Consider the following 15,819-nt stretch of genomic DNA (forward strand, 5'->3'; position numbering starts at 1 on the left):
GCCGCCTCATTCCGGTTTTCCTGCGGCGCCGGCCGGCGGGCCGGCAAAGCTGCGGGCGAACGAGCCAATGGCGGTCATGTCGATCTCGATCATCTTCGGCCCAGCGGCCGCGATGGCGCGGTCGAGCGCCGCCTCGAAAGCGTGGGAAGCGGTGACGCGCTCATGCGGAAGCCCGACCGATGCGCACAGCAGCGCGAAATCGGGCGTCAGAATATCGGCATAGACGCGGCGGCCGGCATATTGCGCGTCCTGGATGTTGCGGATGACGCCATATCCCTTGTCGTTCATCATCACGAAGACCATGTCGGCCTGCGCTTCGACGGCGGTGGCGAGTTCGCCGATCATCAGCTGCGCGCCGCCGTCGCCGACCAGCACGATGGTCTTCGCCGCGACGCCGGCGAGGGCCGCACCGATGCCCATCGCGATGCCCTGGCCGATGCCGCCGCCCAGCGCGTGGACGCCGAGATGCGGCGCGGCGATCCGCACATAGCGGTTGCCGAACGTGCTGTTCGAGATCGTGACGTCGCGGACCCACGGATGACCGGCCTTGTGGACGCGCGCGTTCAGCGCATCGGCGATGGCTGTATAGGGGCCGAGCGCCGCCCGCAGCGCGGCTTCGGATTTGACGCGAGCCGCGCCGATGGCGGCGAGAAAGTCCGCGTCGGTATTGAGCCGCGAGGGTAGACGCTCCAGCAGACCGTCGAGGGCGAGGCGAGCGTCGCCGGCGATGAACTGCTCGACCGGATAGTTGCGTCCGGCCTGGCCGGTGTCAGCGTCGATCTGCACGAGAGCGGGCAGCGGCATCTTGTTGTTCTGCGTTTCGTTGCCGCGCAGCCGCGAGCCGACCACGATCATCAGGTCGGCGCGGCCGTAAATCTCGACCGCTTCGGGCGTCATGTTGAAGGCCCCGAGACTGTGCGGATGGCCTTCCGGCACCGTCGCGCGGCCGTTTGTGCTTGTCACCGCGCCGAAACCACGGGTGACGAGCGCGGTTGCCGCATCCGCGGCCCCACGCGCGCCGCCACCGAGCCACAGCATCGGACGCCGCGCCTTGCGGACCGCTTCGGCCAGTGCATCGAGCTGCGCCGCATCGGGCATGGCGCGTGGCACGGCCGGCATGCCGGCGAGCCGGCGCGCTGCCACGTTGACGCGCTGAATATCGACCGGAATTTCAAGCGTCACGGGGCCGGTCGGGGCGGTGAATGCGCTTTGCGCTGCTGCGATCAGCGTGTCGACGGCTGCGGCCGGCTCCCAGATTCGCAGGTAGGTCTTGCTGATCGCCTTCAGCATGTCGGGCTGGCGCGGCACGTCATGAATGGCGGCGCGGTCGCGGTCGACGAATTCGCGGTCGACCTGCGTGGTGATGTGCAGCACCGGCGAGCCGGCGGTCAGCGCCTCGACCTGCGATCCGGCCGCGTTGCCCGCCGCGGTACCGGTCGAGGTGATGGCGACGCCGAGCGAGCGCGATACCCGCGCGTAGGCGTCCGCCATATTCATCGCGCCGGCTTCGCCGCGCGCCGGCACGAAGCGGATGCGGCCCTGGCGCGCGATGGCGTCGAGGATCGGCATGTTGTGGATCGAGATGACGCCGAACACCGTGGTGACGCCGATGTCGGCCAGCGCGCGCGCGATTGCATCGCCGACCGTCTCGGCGGCGGGCGCGGGCGCTTCCCGGCTGGTGTGTTCGGCGACGGCGGCGGACATGGTCATGGCTCGTACTTTCAGTGGTCGTTAGATGAAGCGCGAAACGCCGCCCGAGATTTCGAGGCTGGCGCCGGTGATGTAGCTTGCGGCCGGAGAGCCGAGGAAAACGATCGCGCGCGCCGGTTCGTCCGGCTCGCCGAGCCGGGCCAGCGGAATGTGCTTGCTCTTGGCGAGCGCGGTGAACCATTGCTCGCGCGACACCGCCTTGTCGGGGCGGGCCTCGAAGCGGCGCTGCCACTGGCCGGAATCGACGAGGCCGAGCAGTACCGTGTTGACGCGGATGCGCGGCGCGAATTCGGTAGCGAGCGATTTGAGCAGGTTCTGGACGCCGGCCCGCGCCGCCGAGGTGCAGACCATGTGCGGTTCTGGTTGCAGCGACAGCAGCGAGTTGACCGCGACGATGGCCGGCGACGACGAGGCATCGAGCATCGGCCGGAAGGCGCGGATCGGCAGTACCTGACTGAAGAACTTCAGTTCGAGCTCTTCGCGCCATTGCGCGTCGGTCGTCTCCGCGAAAGTGGAAACGCGGCCCTGGCCGGCATTGTTGACGAGCAGATCGACGCAGCCGCCGCTCCACGCGCGGGTCTTGTCCGCCAGCGTCGCGACGTCGTCGGACTTCAACACATCGCAGCGAACGGCGAGCAGGTGGCCGGGACGGACCGGCTCGAGTACGTCTTGCGCCGTCTTGAGGCGGCCGGCATCGCGTCCGCAAATGACGACGCGTGCGCCTTCCCTGAGCAGGATGCGCGCGGTCGCAAGGCCGATGCCGGAGGTGCCTCCGGTGACCACCGCGACGCGATCTGCCAATCCGAGATCCATGACGTTGCCTTAAGCCGTTTCGCGCGCACGGCGGCGCGCAGTCTTTGCCGGTGCGGCGCCCGCGACCGGCAACTGCGTTCCGCGCCAGCCGAGGCGCTGGGATATTTCGATCGCCGCCGTCTTCATATTGTCGGAAATCAGCGTGCGCCGTACCGCGCCGGCGAAATCGGCGGCGTGGCCGCTGACATTGAGGGCGGCGACCGGCGCGTCGGTCGCATCGAAGATCGGCGCCGCAACCGAGCTGATGCCGGCCTCGAAATTGCCGTCGCTCCAGGCAAGGCCCGCGGCGCGGTCGCTCGCGAGCTGGGTGTGCAGCTGCGTCAGCGTGACGGCGGTATGCGGCGTGACACGCCGCAGCAGGGTGCCGGAGAACAGGCGGTCGATGCGGTCCGGCGGCATATGGGCGAGGATGATGCGGCCCATATTCGCCGCGTGCGCGGGCAGGCGGCTGCCGACGCGGATGTTGCTGGCGTAGACATGATTGGGCACACGGCGGACCAGATAGACCACTTCGAGATTGTCGAGCACGCCGAGATGCGCCGACAGCCGCAGCGTGTCGGCAAGCCGCGTCAGCACCGGCACCGAAATCTGCACCAGATCTTCCGAGAAAAAGGACTGCGCGGCGAGTCCGATCAGCCCGAGACCGATGCGCCAGCCCTGGCCCTCCGGGCGCGGCTCGATGAAACGCTCGGCTTCCAGCGTGTGGAGCAGGCGCAGCAGGGTGGTGCGGTTGATGCCGAGTTCACGCGCGGTGCGCGACATGTTGGTGACCTGGTCGCCTTCGGCGATGTGGCGCAGCAGCACGACGGCGCGCTGCACCGGCGGCGAGATATAGATGTCGTCGTGACGTTCTTCGACCGGCTCGGTCTTGGTCCTCTTAGCCACAGTGGCGCTCCAGCAGTTCGGAGAGGATATCCGCGACGGCCGCCGGGCTTTCCTGCGGCAGAGCATGGCCGGCATCGGGAATTTCGTGGAAGCCGGCCGAGCGGCGCAGCGCGGCGTGCAACGTACGCGCGTTCTCCGGTGGCGTGACGACGTCTTCGGCGCCGACGGCAACCGCGACCGGCGCGTCAATCCGTGCTGCGTCGGCAAGGAGGTCGCCTGCGCCGAGCGCGTAGACAGCTTGCGTGTAGCCGGCGGTATCGACCGCGGCCATCGCGGCGCGCACGGCGGCGAGCACCTGCGGTTTGCGCTCAGGAGCGTGGACCAGGCGAGCCGCGCGCTTGGCGGCAAATTCGGCCGGTCCGAGCGCCACGATATCGTCGATGCGCGCCTGCACGCCGGCAGGCAAAGCGGCGCCGGGCGAAACGCGATAGCCGAGCGCCGGAGACAGGAGCGCGAGCGCGCGGACGCGGTCCGAATGGCTTGCCGCAAATCGCGCCGCGAACAGGCAGCCGAGCGAATGGCCGGCTAGCACGAATGGCGGCAGGTTGAGCGCGCGCACGAGCTTGTCCAGCGCATCGGCATAATCGGCTGGCGAGGGGTGTTTGGCGGCGACCGGCTGCGAGCCGCCGTAGCCCGGCGCATTCCACGCGATGATGTCGCAGGAGGCCGGCAGCGTGGCGATCAGCGGCTCAAAGCTTGCGGCATTGCTGCCGATGCCGTGCAGCAGCACGACCGTCGCGCCGTTCGCCTGTCCGCTCCGGCGCAGAAGCCGGATTCCGGCGGCATTGCCGGGCACAATGCGGGCGATGTCGGCGACTGCGTTCATGGCTGCGGCTGCGGAGCCACGACCGCGCGCGGAACATAATGCAGCACGCGCGCTTCGACGGCGGTGACCGCCCAATACATCACGATGCCGATGACGGTCAGGAGCGCGATGGCGTCGAACACCATCGCGGTGTTGGCTTGGCCCTGGCCGAAGCTGATGAGGTAGCCGAGGCCAATCTCACCGCCGACCAGCTCGCCGACTGTGATGCCGATCACCGCCAGCGTCGCGCCGATCCGCAAGCCCGCGAGCAGGTTCGGCATCGAGAAGGGCAGCATGACTTTCCAGAAGATCTTGGCCTTGGACATATTGTAGGCGCGCGCAAGATTGACGAGGTCGCGGTCCATGACGCGCATCGCCTGCAGGACATTGACGAGGATCGGGAAGAACACCACGAGGATGGTGACGATCAGTTTCGGCCAGGCGTTGTAGCCGAACCACAGAATGAACAGCGGTGCGAAGGCGACCTTCGGCGCGATCTGCAGCGCGAGGATGTAGGGAGAGAGAACCTTTTCCCACGTCGGCAGCAGGCCGAGCGTGTAGCCGAATACCGCGCCGAGCAGGCCACCTAGGAAGAAGCCGAGGATGGACATCGACGCCGTGGACATGAAGTGAGCGACGAGATTTTCGCGATACCACATCCGCACCATCTCCGAACCGAGGTCGGAGAGGCGCGGGATGATGTATTTCGGGACGCCCAGCATCGGCGGCAGATATTGCCAGGCGAGCATGACGACGACGGCAAGAATAAGACTCGCAAACGGCACGATCGCATTCCGCAGCCACGGCGTCCGCATTTCGGCGGAGCGGGATGGCAGGGTTTCGGACGCGGCGGTGCCGTTTGCGCGGTCTGACATTGTCGTCGTCTCCTCGTTCCGATCAGATGAACTGATTGGTGTACAGGTCTTCCACCGGGACGGCGGACTGGATGATGCCGTTCTTCAGATAGAAGTCCTGCACCGTCTTGAGGCGCTTGGCGTCGAACTTGCCGAGCGCGGAGGCCGGCTCCGTGGTGTAGATCTGGTCCACGTAACGGCGCAGGATCTGCTCCATCACCTTTTCCTTGCCCTTGTGCTGCGGCACTTCGGCGACGAAGTCGGCCGCGGCCGAAGCCGGGTCCTTCATGCAGTCGCGAAGCGCCTGCATCACCGCCTTGACGAAGCCGCCGACAGCCGCCGGGCGCTCCTTGACGAGCTTGTCGGAGGTGAGAATGGCCTGCGCCATCGCCGGGAAGGTCTTCTCGACCGGGTGATAGTCGAGCGTGATGCCGGCGCCTTCGATCGCGAAGGCCCATTCCGGCGTCGCCATGATGCCGTCAAGCGACTTGGCGATCATCAGCTGGGTGACGCCGGCAGGACCGACCGCCTGGACTTCCAGATCGGCACGCTTGAGATCGGCGGAGGCCAGCACCGCCAGCAGGGCATAATAGCCGGTGTCCTGATAACCGATGACGCCGAGCTTCTTGCCGCGCAGGTCCTTGAACGACTTGATGTTGCTTTCCTTGCGGGTCACGAGCTGGAACAGCGGGTGAGAGCCGAGTTGCGCCACGGCGCGAACCGGCAGCCCGTTCGGACGGACAATCATCGAGGTTTCGCCGAGGCCGCCGCCGAGGTCGGCATTGCCGGCGCCAACCTGCTTGGCGACATCGGCGCCGCCGCGGCCGGTCTGGAACGCCACTTCCACGTTGTTCTTGGTGTAGTAGCCGCGCTTGGTCGCGACATGGAACGGCATGAAGGCCGGCAGGAAGGCCGGAGCCGGAAACAGATACGTCACCTTTTCCGCAGCGGCGAAAGCCGGACGGAATGCCGCGGTAGCCATCAGGCCTCCCACTGCCGCGCGCCGAGTAATCCTCATGTCATTGTCTCCCCTTTGTTAAGGCACGAACGCGGCGAGGCGTCGGGCCGTTGCGAGTGGATGTGTCTGCGGAGCCATCACGCCGGCTCCGCGATGCGTTGATAGAAGCGGTCGACGTCCTGCTGGGCCGTCTCGCGCATCCGGGCGTGGCGAATATCTCGGCCGGAGCCATCCTCGGCCGCGCCTGCTTCGCCGACGCGGCGAGAGGCGTCCTGCACGAACTTGCAGCGCGCGAAGCGGCGTTCGCTGAACCGGCTCAGCGTGGCCGGAATATCGGAAACGCCGTCCAGCATCTCCGCGAGAATGATCGCGTCTTCAAGCGCCATGGCGCCGCCCTGGCCCATGAAGGGCGAGGACGAATGCGCGGCGTCGCCGATCAGGAGAACGCGGCCGCGGCTCCAGGGCAGCGGCAGATGCACCTCCTCGACCGAGGTATAGAAGACGTTTTTGGTGTCATCGATTTCCGCAAGAAACGCGACGGCGGGGCCGGCGAATGCCCCGAATTTCCGGCGCATTTCGGCTGCCCATGTTTCGCGCGAGTAAAACGGCTTGCCGGGCTCGCGCGTGGTGCCGAACATGTAAAGCTCGTCGCGGCTGGTCGGCATGATGCCGAGCCGCGTTCCGGTGCCCATCATCATGATCTTGGTGTCGATGCTGGCGGGCTTGGCATGAGTGCTGCGCCAGACGCCGAAGCCGGTATAGACCGGTTCGATCTCGCCAAAGAGATGCGTGCGAATTTGAGAGCGGATACCGTCGGCGCCGATCAGCACGTCTGCGGCCAGCGTCGTTCCGTCGGAGAGGGTGAGTGCAACCGGGCGGTGCGGATCGGCGTCGTCGATCGCGGTGACGGTCACGCCAAGCCGGACCTCGACGCCCAGCCGCTCGAGGCATGTCGCCAGCACGCGGTGCAGTTCGACGCGACGCATTCCGACGATGGCCGGCACGCGCGCGCTGCCGCGCGGATAGACCGTGCGGGTGATGACGCTGCCGTCCTCCGAAAGATAGAGATTGCCGCCATCCGGGCTGACCCAGCCGCTGTCGCAGATCTCGTCGAGCACGCCGAGCTGGTCGAGTGCCATCAGCCCGTTGCAATAGATGAAGATACCGGAACTGGCCGGCGTCCAGCGCTTTTCACGCTCGATCAGCGTCACCGGAACATCGCGGCGGGCCAGCGCAATCGCGAGCGCCGATCCGGCAATGCCTCCCCCGACGATGACGACCCGGTTCAACACGTCAACATCCTCCGCGGCACGCGGCCGCGATCATGCATCGACACGGTCTTCTATGTGCAGCGAATGAAACAGATGAGCGACGATTTCGCTCGCGCGCGGCGTCGCGACGCGGGCGATGGGGTTATTGCGATCCGGCAGGCCGACGTCGATTTCTTCGACGATACGGCCGGGACGGTCGCTCATCACCAGAATACGGTCCGACATCGCGACCGCTTCGGAGAGATCGTGCGTGATGAGCAGCGTGGTCAGGCTCGATCCCGCGATGGTTTCGGCGAAGCTCTTTTGCAGGACGAGCTTGGTCTGCGCGTCGAGCGCGGAGAACGGCTCGTCGAGCAGCAGCACATCAGGATTGATCGCGAGCGTACGGGCGAGCGCCGCGCGCTGCCGCTGTCCGCCGGAAATCTGATAGGGGTATCGGTCGGCGAAATCGGTGAGCCGGCAGCGCTTGAGTTCACGCATCGCGCGCTCGCGCCGTTCGGCCGCGCTCATGTTGCGCGCCTCGAGGCCGAATTCGACATTGTGCAGGACCGTGCGCCAGGGCAGCAGCAGATCCTTCTGCAGCATGAAGCCGACGCTGGAATTCGGGCCGGTCACTTCGACGCCGTTAAGCGAGACGGTGCCTTCGCTCGGGTGATCGAGCCCCGCGACGAGATTGAGTAGGGTGCTCTTGCCGCAGCCGGACGGTCCGACGATCGAAACGAATTCGCCCTGGCCGATGGCGAAGGTCAGGTCGCGGACCGCGACGAATGGCGATGCGCCGGCGGCGCGTCCGGGAAACTGTCGGACGACGTCCTGCAAATGCAAAACACTCGGTGTTCCCGTTGACACGTCGATGGCGCTCCCGTTTGTCTGTTCATAATTGAACAGATCGTTCGTATTTTGCACAATTCAAATCTGAACGGGCGGGGAGAGTCAACCGTCGGCGCAACGCGGTAGTGGTTTTGCACGGACGCGCCGATGCGGAATTGCTGCGTGCTGCATGAGCAAACGCGAGAGTGGAATTTGTGCAGTGCCGTGCGGTGCCGGAAATCGTTACGGAAATTCCGCTTTGACGGCACGGCAGAAAGTTCGTATACTATACGAGGTTTCGCTAATAAAACAAATGACGGCGCGGTTCTCTATGACCAGGCGGCGTGACGCTTTGTCCCAGCGCAAGAAGAAAGCGGTCGCTTCCGCCGACGACGGTGCGACTCGATATCTGGTGCCGGCGCTGATGCGCGGCATGTCGATCCTGCGCTCGTTTTCCGAGGCGCGGTCGCCATTGTCGTTATCCGAGATCGCCGCCGACCAGAAGATCACCCGCTCGTCGGCTTATCGATTGCTCTATACGCTGAGCCATCTCGGCTTTGTCACCTTCGACGCCGAGGCCAAGACCTATACGCTCGGCTCTCAGGTTCTCCAGCTTGGCTATAGTTATCTGGCTTCGCGCGATGTCGTGGAGATCGCCACGCCGCATCTCGTGCGGCTGCGCGATCGCACCGGCTGGTCGGCCCATCTCGGCGAGCTGCACGGCCGCGATGTCGTTTATCTCGCGCGCATCGCGACCCGCCGCACCATTGCCAGCACCGTCAATGTCGGCACGCGCCTGCCGGCGCGGCTGACCACGATGGGGCGCATCCTGTTGTCCGGGATCGCGGCAGATGAGGTGAGGGAGCTTTACCGCAATGAGGAGTTTTCCCGCAGGGACGAGCGCGCGTCGTTGAACAGCCTGATCGAGCAGCTGGCGGAGGACCGTAAAGCTGGCGTCGTGGTGCAGAAGTCGGTCTACGAGCCCGGCGTCGCCAGCATCGCAGCGCCGGTCCGCGACATTGCCGGACATATCGTAGCGGCGATCAACATCTCGACCGTCGCGCTGCTGACCAACGATTCCGAGCTTTACGGGCCGCTCAAGGCCGATGTGATCGCCGCCGCACAGGCGATTTCCAGCGATCTCGGCCACCAGTCCGACGCTTTCAACACGGCCGCCGGCTCACGGCGGTCGACAGGCTGACAGACCAGACGCGGTCGGCGTTCCGCGCCAGCCGCAAAACGAAGGAGTAGGTACATGGACGACGTCACGAAAAGGTCTTGGGACCGCCCGGAAGGCGCAACTTTCGAGCAGTGGATGAAAAGCCGCGTCGCGCGGGTTTCCGAGCGTCAGTACGACTGGAACGCCCTGAAGTTCCAGGCCGACTTCGATCCGAAATACCGCCGCGCGCAGAAGCGCTTTATCGGCACCGGTGGCACCGGCGTTGCCAAAGACACCAATGTGATCCCCGCCGAGCACTTCACGCTGTCGAATATGGTCATCCCGCCGGGCGGCGAAGGCCCGATGCATCTGCATGTCGACGCCGAAGAGGTGTTCTTCGTGCTGCGCGGCAAGGTCAAGGTGATGGTGGAGAAGGATGGCGAGTATTTCGAGACGATCCTCGGCGAGCGGGATTGCGTTTCGGTCCCGCCCGGCGTCTATCGTGGCGAAATCAATGTCGGCGATGAAGACGCGATCATGATGGTGATGATCGGATCGCCGAAGCCTGTCACGCCGACCTATCCGCCGGAGCACCCGCTCTCGAAGGTCAAGCGCTGAGAATTGGCGGCGCGCCGCTGTTATGGCGGTGCGCCGCAGACGCCTGATAACAGGAGTTGAGATCATGTCGTTGATGGGTATCGATGCCGTTGTGTTCGGCGTGGCCGATATGGCGGAGGCAAAGCGCTTCCTCGACGACTGGGGTGTCGCGCTGGCGTCGGGTAGCGCCGACAAACTGGTCTATCGCACCCGCGACGGCGCCGAGGTGATCGTGCGTCCGAAGGACGCGAAGGACCTGGCGGCTCCGATTGAACAGGGCAACACCGTGCGCGAGGTGATCTGGGGCGCGGCCAATGAGGAGGAGCTTGAAAAGACGCTCGCCGGCCTTCGCTCGCTCGACAGCTTCACCACGGGCGCCGATGGACTGCCTCGGGTCAAGGACCCCAACGGCATGAGCCTCGCGTTCCGCGTCAGCAAACGCACGCCGATGAAGGTCGCGCCGACGATGCCGAACGCGCCGGGCTCGCATCAGCGCGTCAACACGCGCTCGCCGATCCATACGCAGGCGCACCCGATCAATATCGGCCACATCGTGCTGTTCGGTTCTGATTTCGCGGCGATGCGCGCGTTCTATACCGAGAAGCTCGGCTTCTCGATCAGCGATGAATATCCCAATCACGGCGTCTTCATGCGCTGCCAGAAGGTCGGCGACCATCACAACACGTTTGTGCTGAACCGTCCGGGCAAGCCCGGCATCAACCACGTCGCCTTTACCGTCACCGACATCCACGAATTGATCGGCGGCGGCATCGCAATGAGCAAAAAGGGCTGGAAGACCGAAATCGGTCCGGGCCGGCACCCGATCTCCTCTGCCTATTTCTGGTATTTCGAGAATCCGCTGGCCGCGCCGCTCGAATATTATGCGGACGAGGATTTCTGCACCGAGGATTGGAAGTCGCAGACCTTCGAGCGCAAGCCGGAACTGTTCGCCGAATGGGCGATCGTCGGCGGCATCGACGGCAACACTCGCCGTCAGGCGGCCGGCTTCGACAAGAGCGGCCGCGGTCACCCGTAAGGCACCGACCATGAGTCCGGATCTGCGCCGCATCATTGCCGTTGAGGCGCACCGGCGCCGGTGCGGCCGCTATCCGTTGCGGGTGCATTCGCTCGGGACCGGTGAAACCTACGATATCGCAACGGCCGATGGGGGGTTCCGCGACGTCACGACCGGGCTCGTCGCGCGGTTCGATGGCCGGCAGATCGTACTGTCGGACGGGCGCGGCCCGATCGATCTGACGCTGACGGACGACATTCGTTTCGAGGGGGCGGTTGGCGGCGAGCCGTTCACTGGCCGGGCCGGTGGCGGCGCGTCGGTGACCCTCTATGAAATCGGCGGCGACGAAAATTATTTCCAGTTTGCGTTGGGCACCGAAGCCGACGGGATTTGAAGGACACGCGGGAACGATGAGTAAACGATTTTCCGGAGAACGCATCGTCGTCACAGGGTCTGGCCGCGGTCTCGGCTTCGCCTTCGCCGAACGGCTTTGCCGCGAGGGTGCTTCGGTGATCGTCGCCGAGATCGACGCGGCGCTGGGAGCGGCGGCCGAAGCCAAACTGAAAGCCGCCGGCTATGACGCGCGTTTCGTGCAAACCGATATCTCGTCGGAGGCGTCGGTCGCCGCTATGGCGGCGGAAGCCGCCAAAGGGTGTGACGGAATTCATGGTGTCGTTGCCAATGCCGGCTGGGCGAACAATGTTGGCGGCAAGCACTATGACGAGATCACGCCCGAGGTCTGGGATCGGATGATGGCGATCAATGTGCGCGGCACCTGGCTGACGATCCGCGCGCTTGGGCCGAAAATGCGCAACGGCGGTTCGATTGTTACCGTGTCGTCCGACACTATCTACTGGGGACCTCCCAGGCTTCTGCACTACGTCACCAGCAAGTCGGCAATCGTCGGCATGACGCGCTCGCTGGCGCGCGAATTCGGCGAGCGGATGATCCGCGTCAATTGTCTGTTGCCGGGCCTGACGATGGGTGAGGCGACCAAGGACATTCCGCAGGACCGCTGGAACGATTATGCGTCGCGCGCCATCCTGAAACGGACTCAGCAGCCCGACGACCTCGATGGTGTCGTGGTGTTTCTGATGTCGGACGACTCCAAGTTCATCACCGCCCAGACGCTCGCTGTCGACGGCGGTTTTTCGATGCATTGATCCCAGGCAGTTTGAGTAAAGAGACATGAAAATCGGCATCAACGGTGGCGGCATCGGTGGTCTGGCATCGGCGATCGCGTTGCGCGCCGGCGGCCACGACGTCGAGGTCTACGAACAGGCGGCGGATTACCGGCGCGTGGGTGCGGACATCAATCTGACGCCGAACGCGGTGCGGGCGCTCAAGAGCCTCGGCGTATTCGAAGCGCTGGTTGAAAAAGGCGCGCAGCCGACCCATCGCATCAGCCGGATGTGGGATACCGGCGAGGAAACCTCGCGCCTCGAAATGGCCGGCGAGGCTGAGCGCAAATACGGTGCCCCCCAACTCACCATTCATCGCGCCGATCTGCTCGACGCCCTGCGCGGGCGCATTCCTGAAAGCAACGTCCTGCTCGGCCACCGCGTTACCGGCATCGAAACGGGCGATACGCCGCGCGTACGTTTTGCAAATGGCGAGGTGCGGTCGGTCGACGTGCTGGTCGGGGCCGACGGCATTCATTCGCCGACACGCACCGCGCTGTTTGGGGCCGAACATCCGCAATTCACCGGTCTTGTGTCGTATCGCGCCGTCGTCGATCGCGCAAAGCTCGACGTGCCCAACCTCGACGCTTTCACCAAATGGTGGGGCCCGACGCCCGACCGGCAGATCGTGACGTTCCCGCTCAATCGCGGACGCGAGACGTTCGTGTTCGCCACCACGGTGCAGGACGACTGGCGTCATGAATCCTGGACGATGCCGGGCGATGTGGCGGAGCTGCGCGCGGTCTATGCGGATTTTCATCGCGAGGCGCGCGCTCTGCTGGATGCCTGCGATGCCGTGATGAAGTCCGCGCTTTACGTGCGCGATCCGCTGCCGGCGTGGTCCGCCGGGAATGTGACGCTGGTCGGAGATGCATGTCATCCGATGACGCCGTTCATGGCGCAGGGCGCCTGCATGGCGATCGAGGATGCGGTGGTGCTCGGCCGCGCGCTCGCGGGCGTGCCGCGCGCCGAAGCGCCGGCGGCGCTCAAGCGTTACGAGAACGCACGCAAGGAACGCACCGCGCGCGTGCAACTCGGATCGCGGGGCAACGAGTGGCTCAAGCAGGGCGGTAATGCCGACTGGGTGTACGGCTACGTCGCGAGCGAAGCGCCGCTCGATCCGGCGTGAGCACGGCCAGCGGCATTCGCGGCACGTTTGCGATCCTGAACTGCAGCCAAACGGTCCGGTTCTGAAAGTATTGAAATCAAGGCATTATCGATTTGAGCCGCGCTTGCATTTCATGGCGCTCGGTGCATCATGTCTATGATCGTGAACAGTGCGGAAGGGTTCGATCATGGCGGCGGTCGATGTCGGGGCGCGGCTTCGTTTCATTCGCATGCAGAGCGGCATGTCTCAGCGCGAACTCGCGCGCCGCGCCGGCGTCACAAACGCCACGGTGTCGCTGATCGAGTCGAACCGGATGAATCCGTCGGTCGGCGCGCTCAAGCGTGTGCTGGACGGCGTTCCGATCGGCCTGTCCGAGTTTTTCGCACTCACGCCGAACAAGGCCGATCAATTGTTCTGGCGTTCGGAGGAATTGGTCGAAATCGGGCAGGGTCCGATCTCCTATCGGCAGGTCGGTACGAACCTGGTCGACCGGCAGCTGCAGATTTTGAAGGAACACTATGAACCCGGAGCTGACACCGGCCGCGTTTTGCTGACGCATGACGGCGAGGAGGGCGGCATCATCATCCGCGGGCGTCTCGAGGTGATGGTCGATAGTCAGCGTCGCGTGCTGTCGCCGGGCGATGCGTATTTTTTTGCCAGCCGTCGTCCGCACCGTTTCCGCAATGTCGGCGACGGTCCGTGCGAACTGATCAGCGCCTGTACGCCGCCGACCTTTTAGTCCGGTCGCGCGGCCGCCGCTCCACAACTGCAAAAGCGAGCGCCGGCGCATCGCCGCGACAGCGCGCCGCACGCGAAATTGCGAGCCGAAACGGGTCTGGTGCTGTTGTTCAGGATCGTGAACGAGGCGCGGTTGAGCGCGATGGAAATCAATGGGTTAGAGCCGGAAACAAATAGGCTGTTCAAAGCAGCAATCGCCCTTCAGTCTTTCGTAGCAGTTCGGCGGCGTGGAGCCGGCGGGCAAGCCAAAACAGTCACGTCGCCGAGCGAGGCGGCGGAGCCGGTCGGGCGGCGGAGCGCGGTGCTGGCGCTCGGATAAAAATGGAGCGCGGCATCTGCGCTCGGAAAAAAAGGACAGAGGGGACTTCAGATGACCATCGTTATGAAAGCCGTGTCGAAGGCGGTGTTGGCCGCCGGCGTTGTCGCGATCGCCTTGACGAGCGCGGTGGAAGCCAGCCCGCAGGGCACTTTGAATTACGGCACCGTGATCCAGCTCAACAACTGGAATCCGCTGGTGAAGCCGAACCAGACCTATACCGGCATCGTCTATGAGGGCCTGGTGAAGGCCGCGCCCGACGGCTTCACGCTGCAGCCGAGCCTTGCGACGCAGTGGAAGCTGTCGACCGACAAGCTGGAACTGACCTTGCGGCCCGGCGTCGTCTTCCACGATGGCACGCCGTTCAACGCCGAGGCGGTGAAAAAGAACATCGAATGGATCAAGACGTCCGGCACCCAGTGGGCCGTCGGGTTTGCGCCGGTCAGCAGCATCGAAATCAAGGACGATACCCACCTCGTATTCCACTTGTCGGAGCCGTCGCCGACCCTGCTGCAACGGCTGGCCTCGCGCGGCGCCTTCATGGTGTCTCCGGCGGCGATCGAGAAGAAGAACTGGGCCACCGCCTCCGGCACCGGTCCGTGGACCTATGACGCCGCCGCTTCGCAGCTCGGCACCAAGGAAGTCTTCCGTCTGTTCGATCGCTACTGGAACAAGGACAATGTCGGCGTCGAGTCGATCGTCGTGCATGTGCTGCAGGATCCGAGCGTGGCGCTGAACGCGCTGATCTCGGGTTATGTTCAGGTCACCGAACTCGATCCGTCGCAGTTTCCGGCCGCGACCGCGCAGGGCCTGAAGACGACCGGAACGCCGGTGCTGGTGCAGCACATCCTGTTTCTCGACCGCCGCAACACCTTCGCCGACGAGAACGTGCGCAAGGCGATCTGCTCGGCGATCGACATGGATGCCGTCGTGAAGGCCGGCTACAACGGTCAGGCGACGGCGGTGCCGCAGAAGATGCGCAAGGGGCTGCCCGGCTACAATCCGGAGCTCAAGGGCTACAAGCACGACGTCGACGCCGCGAAGAAGTATATGGCGGCGGCCGGCAATCCGAAAATCTCGTTCACGCTGCCGATGTTCGCCAACAACCACACGGCCGTTCTGCTGCTGGCGCAGCAGATGAAGCAGATCGGCATCGACGCCAAGCCGCAATTGATGACGACCGGCCAGTACTTCAGCTTTTACCAGACGGACAAATATCCGATGCAGGTGAACTCGAGCTCGACCGAGGACATCGGTCCGCTCGACTATTACCAGTTCCGCTTCGGTCCCAAGGGAACCGGCAATCCGTATCGCGTCGATGTCCCGGAGCTTGACGCGCTGGCGAAGAAGGCGCTGCAGGCGGAAGGCGAAGATGCCCAGAACAAGGGCTGGCAAGCGGTGATGAAGTACATCCAGGATCACGCGCTCGATTGCGGGTTCCACGAGGTGTTCACGAGCTGGGCCTACGACCCGAAGAAAATCACCGGCGTGCCGACCACGGTGCTGCGGGCCTCGACACTGCGCTACGACGAGGTGAAACTGATCAAGTAGCAGGGCGGATCGACTCACCGCTTCTCCGCAGAGGCTTAAGGCAAGGAA

The 15,819-nt window shown here is 64.8% G+C and carries 16 protein-coding genes; 8 read left to right on the forward strand and 8 right to left on the reverse strand.

Annotated elements, in window-relative coordinates; all coding sequences use genetic code 11:
- Nucleotides 1–6 precede the first annotated feature (6 nt).
- The 8 genes from AB7F10_RS06780 to AB7F10_RS06815 form a co-directional block, all read right to left on the reverse strand.
- Nucleotides 7–1,710, reverse strand: a complete 1,704-nt coding sequence (locus tag AB7F10_RS06780; RefSeq protein WP_428559346.1) for a thiamine pyrophosphate-binding protein — start codon at nt 1,708–1,710, stop codon at nt 7–9.
- A gap of 21 nt (nt 1,711–1,731) precedes the next feature.
- Nucleotides 1,732–2,523, reverse strand: a complete 792-nt coding sequence (locus AB7F10_RS06785) for an SDR family oxidoreductase (protein ID WP_428559343.1) — start codon at nt 2,521–2,523, stop codon at nt 1,732–1,734.
- Between the two features lie 9 nt (nt 2,524–2,532).
- Nucleotides 2,533–3,408, reverse strand: a complete 876-nt coding sequence (locus AB7F10_RS06790; RefSeq protein WP_428559341.1) for an IclR family transcriptional regulator — start codon at nt 3,406–3,408, stop codon at nt 2,533–2,535.
- Nucleotides 3,401–4,234 carry an alpha/beta fold hydrolase gene (locus AB7F10_RS06795; protein WP_428559338.1) on the reverse strand — a complete coding sequence of 278 codons (834 nt, stop codon included), beginning with the start codon at nt 4,232–4,234 and terminating at the stop codon, nt 3,401–3,403. Before AB7F10_RS06795 ends, AB7F10_RS06790 begins: the two co-directional genes overlap by 8 nt.
- Nucleotides 4,231–5,088, reverse strand: coding sequence for an ABC transporter permease (locus AB7F10_RS06800; RefSeq protein WP_428559335.1), 858 nt, complete (start codon nt 5,086–5,088; stop codon nt 4,231–4,233). The genes AB7F10_RS06795 and AB7F10_RS06800 overlap by 4 nt, the downstream gene beginning before the upstream one ends.
- Nucleotides 5,089–5,110: 22 nt before the next feature.
- Nucleotides 5,111–6,049, reverse strand: coding sequence for an ABC transporter substrate-binding protein (locus AB7F10_RS06805; protein ID WP_428559333.1), 939 nt, complete (start codon nt 6,047–6,049; stop codon nt 5,111–5,113).
- A gap of 113 nt (nt 6,050–6,162) precedes the next feature.
- A complete protein-coding gene (locus tag AB7F10_RS06810; protein WP_428559331.1) occupies nt 6,163–7,317 on the reverse strand; it encodes an FAD-dependent oxidoreductase in 1,155 nt (384 codons plus the stop codon).
- Between the two features lie 30 nt (nt 7,318–7,347).
- Nucleotides 7,348–8,115: an ABC transporter ATP-binding protein gene (locus AB7F10_RS06815; protein WP_428559329.1), complete on the reverse strand. Its 768-nt coding sequence runs from the start codon at nt 8,113–8,115 to the stop codon at nt 7,348–7,350.
- 322 nt (nt 8,116–8,437) lie between these two features.
- Between AB7F10_RS06815 and AB7F10_RS06820 the strand changes: the two genes are divergently transcribed.
- The 8 genes from AB7F10_RS06820 (at nt 8,438) to AB7F10_RS06855 (ending at nt 15,771) form a co-directional block, all read left to right on the forward strand.
- The gene (locus AB7F10_RS06820) at nt 8,438–9,307 is read left to right on the forward strand and encodes an IclR family transcriptional regulator (RefSeq protein ID WP_428559327.1); all 870 of its coding nucleotides are present in this window, start codon (nt 8,438–8,440) and stop codon (nt 9,305–9,307) included.
- A gap of 54 nt (nt 9,308–9,361) precedes the next feature.
- Nucleotides 9,362–9,883: a cupin domain-containing protein gene (locus AB7F10_RS06825; RefSeq protein WP_428559325.1), complete on the forward strand. Its 522-nt coding sequence runs from the start codon at nt 9,362–9,364 to the stop codon at nt 9,881–9,883.
- A gap of 64 nt (nt 9,884–9,947) precedes the next feature.
- On the forward strand, nt 9,948–10,898 hold the full coding sequence (locus AB7F10_RS06830) for a VOC family protein (protein WP_428559322.1): 951 nt from the start codon (nt 9,948–9,950) through the stop codon (nt 10,896–10,898).
- 10 nt (nt 10,899–10,908) lie between these two features.
- The gene (locus AB7F10_RS06835) at nt 10,909–11,271 is read left to right on the forward strand and encodes a hypothetical protein (RefSeq protein WP_428559320.1); all 363 of its coding nucleotides are present in this window, start codon (nt 10,909–10,911) and stop codon (nt 11,269–11,271) included.
- A 16-nt stretch (nt 11,272–11,287) separates the two neighbouring features.
- Nucleotides 11,288–12,040, forward strand: a complete 753-nt coding sequence (locus AB7F10_RS06840; protein WP_428559318.1) for an SDR family oxidoreductase — start codon at nt 11,288–11,290, stop codon at nt 12,038–12,040.
- Nucleotides 12,041–12,065: 25 nt separating this feature from the next.
- Nucleotides 12,066–13,187, forward strand: a complete 1,122-nt coding sequence (locus tag AB7F10_RS06845) for an FAD-dependent monooxygenase (protein ID WP_428559316.1) — start codon at nt 12,066–12,068, stop codon at nt 13,185–13,187.
- Between the two features lie 166 nt (nt 13,188–13,353).
- A complete protein-coding gene (locus AB7F10_RS06850; protein ID WP_428559314.1) occupies nt 13,354–13,905 on the forward strand; it encodes a cupin domain-containing protein in 552 nt (183 codons plus the stop codon).
- A gap of 369 nt (nt 13,906–14,274) precedes the next feature.
- The gene (locus AB7F10_RS06855; RefSeq protein WP_428559312.1) at nt 14,275–15,771 is read left to right on the forward strand and encodes an ABC transporter substrate-binding protein; all 1,497 of its coding nucleotides are present in this window, start codon (nt 14,275–14,277) and stop codon (nt 15,769–15,771) included.
- Nucleotides 15,772–15,819: the final 48 nt, after the last annotated feature.

This window comes from Pseudolabrys sp., from assembly GCF_050250095.1.
Classification (GTDB): Bacteria; Pseudomonadota; Alphaproteobacteria; order Rhizobiales; family Xanthobacteraceae; genus Pseudolabrys.